This is a genomic window from Rhodoluna sp. (assembly GCF_049276775.1).
In the GTDB taxonomy this organism is placed as follows: domain Bacteria; phylum Actinomycetota; class Actinomycetes; order Actinomycetales; family Microbacteriaceae; genus Rhodoluna.
Genome location: NZ_JBASXC010000013.1, coordinates 1 through 8,292, shown reverse-complemented (window position 1 = coordinate 8,292; position 8,292 = coordinate 1). Strand labels below are relative to the sequence as shown.

At 51.2% G+C, this 8,292-nt stretch carries 6 protein-coding genes and 1 pseudogene; 3 read left to right on the top strand and 4 right to left on the bottom strand.

Annotated elements, in window-relative coordinates:
* Nucleotides 1-148 precede the first annotated feature (148 nt).
* Together WAO31_RS00780 and WAO31_RS00775 are read left to right on the top strand one after the other, a co-directional pair.
* Entirely contained in the window at nucleotides 149-475 is a 327-nt protein-coding gene (locus WAO31_RS00780) for a type II toxin-antitoxin system RelE/ParE family toxin (RefSeq protein WP_509589065.1), read from the top strand.
* Complete coding sequence (locus WAO31_RS00775) at nucleotides 453-815, top strand: helix-turn-helix domain-containing protein (protein WP_509589063.1); 363 nt, start codon at nucleotides 453-455, stop codon at nucleotides 813-815. Before WAO31_RS00780 ends, WAO31_RS00775 begins: the two co-directional genes overlap by 23 nt.
* Nucleotides 816-895: 80 nt before the next feature.
* Here WAO31_RS00775 and WAO31_RS00770 read toward each other — a convergent pair whose 3' ends face one another.
* Nucleotides 896-3,655 (bottom strand): VCBS domain-containing protein, encoded by a 2,760-nt coding sequence (locus WAO31_RS00770; RefSeq protein ID WP_509589061.1) that lies wholly within the window; start codon nucleotides 3,653-3,655, stop codon nucleotides 896-898.
* Between the two features lie 331 nt (nucleotides 3,656-3,986).
* On the opposite strand from WAO31_RS00770, the gene WAO31_RS00765 reads away from it, so the two are divergent.
* Nucleotides 3,987-5,279 (top strand): CDP-glycerol glycerophosphotransferase family protein, encoded by a 1,293-nt coding sequence (locus WAO31_RS00765; RefSeq protein ID WP_509589059.1) that lies wholly within the window; start codon nucleotides 3,987-3,989, stop codon nucleotides 5,277-5,279.
* An 85-nt stretch (nucleotides 5,280-5,364) separates the two neighbouring features.
* Here WAO31_RS00765 and WAO31_RS00760 read toward each other — a convergent pair whose 3' ends face one another.
* The 3 genes and pseudogenes from WAO31_RS00760 to WAO31_RS00750 all read right to left on the bottom strand — a co-directional run.
* Complete coding sequence (locus tag WAO31_RS00760; RefSeq protein ID WP_509589057.1) at nucleotides 5,365-6,471, bottom strand: DUF3048 domain-containing protein; 1,107 nt, start codon at nucleotides 6,469-6,471, stop codon at nucleotides 5,365-5,367.
* 19 nt (nucleotides 6,472-6,490) lie between these two features.
* Nucleotides 6,491-7,969, bottom strand: a complete 1,479-nt coding sequence (locus WAO31_RS00755) for an NAD-dependent succinate-semialdehyde dehydrogenase (protein ID WP_509589055.1) — start codon at nucleotides 7,967-7,969, stop codon at nucleotides 6,491-6,493.
* 211 nt (nucleotides 7,970-8,180) lie between these two features.
* Nucleotides 8,181-8,292 (bottom strand): annotated as a pseudogene (locus WAO31_RS00750) (50S ribosomal protein L1); the annotation flags it as partial.

Below are 8,292 nucleotides of genomic sequence, written 5' to 3'. Positions count from 1 at the left end.
CTCCAAAGCTGACCTCTTTATAGAGTCCTTTTGAGCTTGACTCGCTCTTCACACAAAGATTCCTCAGCTGGTTTGAGTGCTTGACATTTATTCCATCAGGGGAATAGTCTGCAGGGAGAGCTTTTTGCACCACAACTGGGATATTCAAATGAGTGAGCAAGTCCTAGGGTTCCTAGATAACCAGCCGGAGTCCAATCTCTTGAGGGTCCTCAAGGCCACCGATGCTCTCCGAGAGAAGGGGCCGATGCTTGGGAGGCCTTTTGTCGATTCGGTCAAAGGATCAGCAATACACAACCTCAAGGAACTCAGGGTGTCGTCGTCAAGAGATGGGGCAATTCGAATCCTGTTTTGCTTCTCACCGAAGCGAATTGCATTACTTCTAGTTGCCGGTGACAAATCAAATAACTGGAGCGGATGGTATGAGCGGGCAATCGAACAAGCGGAGGAAGAGTATGACCGATTCCTTGAAAACTAATTCAGGCTTTGTCAGTTACGACGTTTGGAGAGCCGCCCAAAACTTCGATGAACAAGAAATAGCCGAAGGCGTCAAACAGATCTACCGAGAGGTCCTGGAATACAAACTCCGCGAACTAAGGCAGCACCAAGGCCTTACCCAGCAGCAGCTTGCCGACAAACTGGGTCTAACCCAAAACCGCATCTCCAAGTTTGAAAGGCTAGACCTAGATAGATCAGAACTTCAAACCATCCGCAGATACCTAGAAGCCCTGGGTGGTGAACTATCCCTGGTTGTTGACATAGAAGGCGTCCAGCACAAGATTGAGCTCAACAACAAATCAAAAGGAAGTTTTAGCTAAAGCCCTGTTCGACTTTGGAATTCGAGTTGATAATTGGACCCTCTTCCGTCAGCCCATCTGACGATGACTAGCTAAATCTTCTATGCGGTCCGACGACGAGCTCTTGATTCAGATGGTTTCTTCCTGCGCCTCACGAGTGCGAGGAATAGGAAAAGCACACCCAGACTGCCCATTAGGACCAAGGCAACCCAAGTGGATCCGAATGAATTATTCAGGGAAACGAAGAGTTGTGACTCTGGTTCTTTCACCACGAGACCCATCAGAGCCGACCTAGTTTCACCATTCGCCGCTACGCCACTTACCTGGATTGTGTGATTCCCTGTGTCAAGATCCTCGGGAAGTGGAACGGCTCCCACAAAGTTTCCCTGGTCGTCTGTTTCTACCTCACCAAGTTTGATTGGCTCTGAAAACAACCAAATTACGATCCTGCTCCCGGGGCTGTATCCAATTCCTTCAACCGTCGCAAGCTGGTTCTTTGAGATGACCACACTGCCAGAGGAGTCAATCTCCACTGGCTGCCCGTCCGAGGTCTTAGCCCCGATGACCAATTTGAAATCTGAGCCTTCAACCTGCATGCCCGTCATCGTTTCATTCGGAACAAAAGCCAGGGACTGCGGGATGCCGTCCAGAGTGACGAACGACTTAGCCGGACTCACGGCAACGAAACCAAGCTCAGTAACCTCACCGACGTCTGGATTTTGCACCAAGAATTCGGCCAAAGCCTCTGACGCGAGCTGGGGCTCTGAGATTTTTTGTTCAGACTCTCGAATTTTCTGAACGAGTTCTGGGCTCGCTCCTTCAGGTTGAGTCAACGAGGGAACTGGAGGAGGCGTTGGAACCTCCCTTGGAACAGCTGCGAGGGGAGATGGTTGAACCCTGTTTGGTCGAGTGACTGGCGGGGTTGGCTGTGTTGTGGGTCTCGGCGAGGCGGTCGGCGTCGGGGTTGGAGCGGGAGCCGCAGCTCCTGATCCACCGGAAGGAGCTGGCGCCGCAGGGACCGCAGGGGTACCAGTGACAGAGTTTGACGCAACAGATGCTCCAGTTGAGTTGACCGCCTTCAGTGAAATTTGATACGCCGTGCCATTCACCAAATCCGTCACTCCATCTGATTCAGTTGTGATTCGGATTGAAGTGTTGGTACTCGCAGGGGTTAGTGCTAGGAAGGTAGTTCCGTCGGTGGAGTACTCATAGTTAGTGATTGCTGAAGTTCCCGTTGAAGCCGGCGCCGAAAAACTAATGTTTAGAGCGCCGCTGGCTGGAGTAATACTTGAAATAACGGGCGGTCCGGGCAAAGCATCCACCGCAGCCGTAACGTTTATTGTGAAAGTTTGAGATGAAGATAGTGAGCCATCCGAGGCGGTGAAGGTAAAACTCGCACTCGTATCAGCATCCAGGGCATTGATTACCCCCTGGTTTGGTGTGAAGGTAAATGCTCCTGAATTTGTATTCAATGACATCGTTCCAAGATCCCTAGTCAAAGTCGCCGTGGTTCCAGAGACAGTAGCGTCTGTTAGCCCAAAGCTAATCGGATCACTTTCTTCGTCGGTTGCCGAAAGAGTCCCCGTGTGATTAGTGAACGAGTCAACTGCAGAAGTGTCAGTGTAGCCGTGTGAAGATACTGCTGCCAAAACAGGCGCGTCGTTGACGGAGGTGACCGAAATAGTCACCGGCGAACCCGTGTCAGATAGTGATGAGGCAAAGCTTAGAGATCTATTAGTTGTTCCAGCGGGTGGGTTGCTGTTCGAGTACGTAAGGAGCCTCGCCAGTGCCTGAATATTCGATGCATTCACAGTGGCGGGAGAACTTGAAGAAACCGCGATGTTGTCAATGCTAAATGTGGCCCCGAGATATCGGCCTCCGCTGTCGTCGTAGGAACCTGCAACAAATACAAATTTGTAGTTACCAGCTTCGAAGGCCGTGCCGTCTGTGAATTTCGTGTCGTCATAAGAGCTCTTACCTGTTACAATTCCGGTCGATAGGTAAGCCTTGAGGTCAGTTCTTTGGGTGCCGGATGAAAAGTAGCCGGATTCGTTTCTTGGTGACCCAATCGTCACATTCACCGATCCTCCGGCCGCTCTTCCATCTCTTCCGGTTTCATCAATTAGGCGAAAGGCTTTGCCGTTTGAGACATTTAGGAGGTACCCGTAAACATCAAAACCGTCGCCAGCTGCGGATGCTAACCAATCAAGGCTGACCTGGTCCCCGGCTGCTAAATAAACGGAAGACTCGCTTATGACGTGGGGTCCTCGAACAACACAAAAGCCTGTCGCACAAGAGGCTCCTCCCACCGTCATCTGCAACCTACCGGAGGTGATCGCGCTAGAGAAGGTGTTCGGGCTGGAGGCACGATCTCGGTTAATTGTTGATGGGGATGCAGCGGTTGGTTGATTTCCCGGACCAAAGAGATAGTCAACGGGTGCTGGCCACCCGCCAATTACTGTTGCATCAGTCGTGACCGCTGCCCCGCTGGCATTTGCGTACCCTAGAAAAGTTCTTGTGTCGGAAATAGCCCAACCGGTTGTTCCATCTGAGAAATCGCCGTTGGTGAAAGCGTTGGAGAAATTTACCCTGAGGCTATTTGCCTCTCCGTCAAAGGTTGGATCGACATTCCCAATGGCACTGGCGTTGGTCCCGTCACCCTTAAAGACAGTCCCGTTTTGAACGCTGATTGCTCCGAGGGTGACGTCTGGGGTGGATTCGGAGAAGGCCAGTATCTCGCCTGATCCGTATGTACCATCCAGAGCAAACGTGATATTCTCACCGGCGTAGCTCTGGCTGGCGTCAGTAAGAACAAAATCCGGTAGAACCCTGATTGCCGGATCGCCTTCGTCGTAGCTCACAGGATCGCCCATCGTGAAACCAGCCGCATTGCCTAGGCCTGGGATCAACAGAATGACAAGTGATAAAGCAAGGACACGCGAGACACGACTGCTTGATTTTGTGCGTAGACGGTGTCTCAAAGTTTGAATCTTCCTGGCGGTGGCGTCGGGCGTTCGTAGTTCCACCCTTTGGTTTTTAGGGGACCCCTTTAGGTTAACTACCTCTTTATATTCGCCCTCTGGAAACAGGTGGCTACCCACCTGTTTTGGGGCCTTAAACCGTGTCTATTCGCCAAATTGCTCAAAATTGGCCAAAAATGGCCATTTTCTTGGACTTTGCTAGGTTTGGGGGATGGAGCCCATCAAGGTCGTATTTCTAGGACTGTATTTCGAGGCTTGGGATGCCCTGGACGAGATCTACCAAAAGATGGCCAAAGACCCCCGTTTTGACCCGATTGTTGTCTCCATGCCCAGGAAGCTAACGGGCCAGTTGGCCTATGCCCAGGAGGACAAATCCCATGCCTTCTTTGAAGGCAGGGACATACCCCATATTCGGCTAAATACCGGGGGTTCGGGCAGTGAAAACCAGGATGGTTTGGCCATTTTGAGAGATTTGGCCCCAGATTATGTGTTTGTGAACTACCCCTGGCAGCGAAACTACCAACCAGCTGTTCGTTTCGACAGGTTAGCTGAGTTCACACGCCTTGCTTACGTTCCTTACTTTTCTTTGGTGATGGTTGATGAACCAGATGACGAGCCAGGTGGTGGTCAAGTTGGTTCACTTGTTGCAACTCACATCTATAAGCAGCGCATTCACCAACTTGCCTCACTAGTTTTCACTCAAGACAAAAATGTTTTGGATGCATATGCAAAAACCGAACGTGGAAATTCCCACGTTCACTTTCTTGGTTCACCAAAAATAGATTCTTTGCGCAAAGAAGCCCTCGAAGGCAAGGCAAGTTGGCCAATTGCGGGTAATGGATACAGGGTGGTGTGGGCACCACACCACTCCTATTCCCCACATTGGCTCAACTTCGGTGTTTTTCCTAAAGTAAAAGATCAAATGTTGGATTTTGCTAAAGCCAATCCAGACATTCAAATTGTTTTGAGACCACATCCTTTCCTTTGGGGAACACTCACCGATCGAAAAGTGATTTCAGAACAAGAATTGAACTCTTGGCGAGATCAGTGGGACGAGTTAGCTAACACCTCAGTTGATGAAGATGGTTCTTACGCTGAACTATTTCTTGCAACAGACATTCTTGTCACCGATGGAATCTCTTTCTTGGGTGAGTACCCATTGATTGCAGGCAAGCCAACCATCTTTTTTGAAAAAGAAGATCATTGGGTGTTCACAGCAACCGGTGAACTTGCTGCAAATGCATCTGTAAGAGTGAAAACTTTTGCTGAACTTGAAAAAGCAATTCACGATTCAAGAGCAAATGGAGTTCCCGATCGATCAGCAGAGATTCAAAAACTTGTTGAGGCAAGTTCTCCATACCCTGGTGAGTCAGCTGCCAAGATTATCGAGCAGGTCATTAAAGATTTTGCAGGGCCCGAAGGGCTCTCGCCTCTGGTGGACAAGAGCCAAATCCAAGAGGTCGCCTGGGAGTTTGTTGCGGGGCGTGAGCCCTTCGTGGACTAGCTCAGGCTGCCCTGAAATTACCCCAAAAACCCCGTATTTACAGGGCTGTAGGGGTGCCAAGTGTGGCTGGGTTGGCTAGCAGTAATTACTCGGCAGGTGCCTCGGTTGAGGCAGGAGCCTCGGCCTGAGGGCTCTTGATGGTAATTGATCCGTTGGTTGGCATCAGCTCAACCCAGGTATTGCCGGGGGCAAGCTTGATTGGGTTTCCTGATTCATCAGCCAAGGTGATTGAACCGGTCTGGGTTTCCTTGGACCAGCTTCCTTTGATGCGTTTGCCGTCAACGAAGACCCAGGCTGTTCCTGAGTCAATCAAAACTGTTCTTGGAATGAAACCATAGCGACCATCTTTGATGCTGGTGTCTATCTTTACCTTCAGAACAACAACGTTCTTGGCTCTTACCTGCTCTTCGGTTGCTCCATCAAGATGGGCTGCACCATCTTGTTCACGAATCATGTTGCCTGCGCCATCGCCTTCCCAGTAGCTTACGGCTCCCGGGTACTTGATCGTGACGTGGGTTGTTGCAGCACCTGCATCAGTTGATGCAGGTTCATAACTTTCTGACTCGTTGTCGAAGCCGACAAAGTCAAAGACCTTGCCAGGGGCAGCTTTGTCCAGGTGCTGAGACTGCAACAGTGCCATGTCAACGATAACGTTGTGTGGGGCAGGCTTTGAAGAAGACCTAGAGAAGCTGTTTTGCTCTGCTGACTGCTCAGAAGTTTCACTGGCCATGTAAACACCAAGGTCATTTACTGCCTTCACAAACGGAGCTTGTCCTCCAGAGAAGCAAAAGATTCCACCGATCGGTGCAACGGTGTCAGCATCCATCGGACGAACCGATCTAACTGGTCCGACTTGGTCCACGGGTTGTGATTGCCAGACTCCAACGAGTCTTGTGACGCCACCTTCAACCTGCTGAACAAAAACAATGTCTGCTTTGTTCAGGTTGTATTGAGGCCTTGCTGCAAAGACGTTGTCGATCTTGCAAGAAACAGCAGGAGCTGAGAACGTCTCTGTTCCTGCAGAACCCTCTTCTAGTGCTATCCCGGTTAAGGGGGCAGAGACAAAGACCTTTGGCTCTGGCGTTGGCTCAACTGGAGCTGGGGCTGAATCAACTCTTGGCTCGGCACACCCCGCAAGAACTAGAACTGCAGCGGACAGGATGGCAACGGCACTTAGGCTTTTGGTTTTCACTTGTCTATTGTTGCCCTGATTAGCCAATCATCGGGTCAGCAATGCCGACATAAACGGTTTCCAGATACTCTTCGATTCCCTCGAAGCCGCCCTCGCGGCCAAGTCCTGAAGACTTGACCCCTCCAAATGGAGCGGCTGGGTTCGAGATAACACCTGCGTTGAGACCAAACATTCCAACCTCTAGGCGTTCAGCTAGGCGAAGGCCTCTATTTAGGTTCTCGGTGAAGGCGTAGGCAATCAGTCCATACTCTGTTGAGTTGGCCAAAGCCACCGCTTCATCCTCAGTCTTGAAGGTAATCACTGGGGCTACTGGACCAAAGATTTCTTCCTTGAGAATTTCGGCGTTCGCTGGAACATTCGCCAAGACAGTTGGCGGGTAGAAATAACCATCGCCTGATGGAACTTCTCCTCCGGTTAGAACCTTGGCTCCTTTGGAAACGGCATCGGCAACCAGGGCGTGAACTCCAGTGCGGGATTTCTCGTCAATAAGTGGTCCAACGTTGGCACCGTCTTCGGTTCCGCGAGACACCTTGAGAGCTGCCATCTTGGCAGCGAACTTCTTTGAAAACTCTTCCGCGATGCTCTCGTGAACAATAAACCTATTGGCTGCGGTGCAGGCCTCTCCCATGTTGCGAAGCTTGGCAAGCATCGCACCGTCTACGGCCTTATCCAGATCGGCATCCTCGAACACCAAGAATGGTGCATTTCCGCCAAGTTCCATCGAAATGCGTAGCACTCGATCGGCAGAGTCTGCAATCAGCCTTCTTCCAACACCGGTGGAACCGGTGAAGGACAGTTTTCTTAGTCGCTCATCCTTGATGATCGGTCCAGTGACATCGCCGGCACGGGTTGTCTGAACAACGTTCACAACTCCCTTAGGAACGCCAACCTCTTCCAACACCTTCACAAACAGCATTGAGGTGAGTGGCGTAAGAGCAGCTGGCTTTAGCACCATGGTGCAGCCAGCTGCGATGGCTGGTGCCATCTTTCTGGTTGCCATTGCCAATGGAAAGTTCCAGGGGGTAATAAATAGTGAAGGTCCAACCGGGCGCTTCAAAACCATGATTCGGTTCTTGCCATCGGGCGCTGTTCCATAGCGACCGGTAATTCTTGGAGCCTCTTCTGAGAACCAGCGCAGAAACTCTGCCCCGTAGGCAACTTCTCCACGGGCTTCAGATACTGGCTTACCCATCTCAAGGGACATCAATAGTGCGAAGTCGTCAGCCATGGCTGTTACCTTCTCGAAGGCAGCTCTAAGGATTTCTGCTCGCTCACGAGGAGCGGTCTTAGCCCAAGCGGCTTGAGCGTTATGGGCAGCATCGATAGCTGTCATGCCGTCTTCTGGGGCGGCATCGGCTATCGATACCAGGACCTTGCCGGTGGCCGGGTCAATCACATCTAAGGTCTTGCCGTCGGCAGCGTCTTTCCACTCACCGTTTATATAGATCCCCTTTGGGACCATATCCAGTACGCGCTTTTCATCGGCTGCTGAAAACATTTAGCACTTTCCTTATGTGTTTGATGGGGCTTCGTTGCCCTCGGCAATTCTAATTCACCTGTGGCCTAAGCCCCTGGCCCAAGCCCCGGCCCAAGCCATGGCTCTGGCCAAGGCCTCAAGGCCCAAGAAAAAAGGACCGGGGCCTATTGGCCCCGGTCCCCCTAATTCTTGTGTTTTGTTTCTAGCTTTGTTTCAAGCGTTGTTTCTAGCCTTAGACCTTGGCGACCGTGGTGTCCAGAAGGATTCCAGGACCGAAGGTTGTTGAAACTGCAGCCTTGAGCATGTACTTACCCTTTGAGCTAGATGGCTTTAGTCGGTGGATT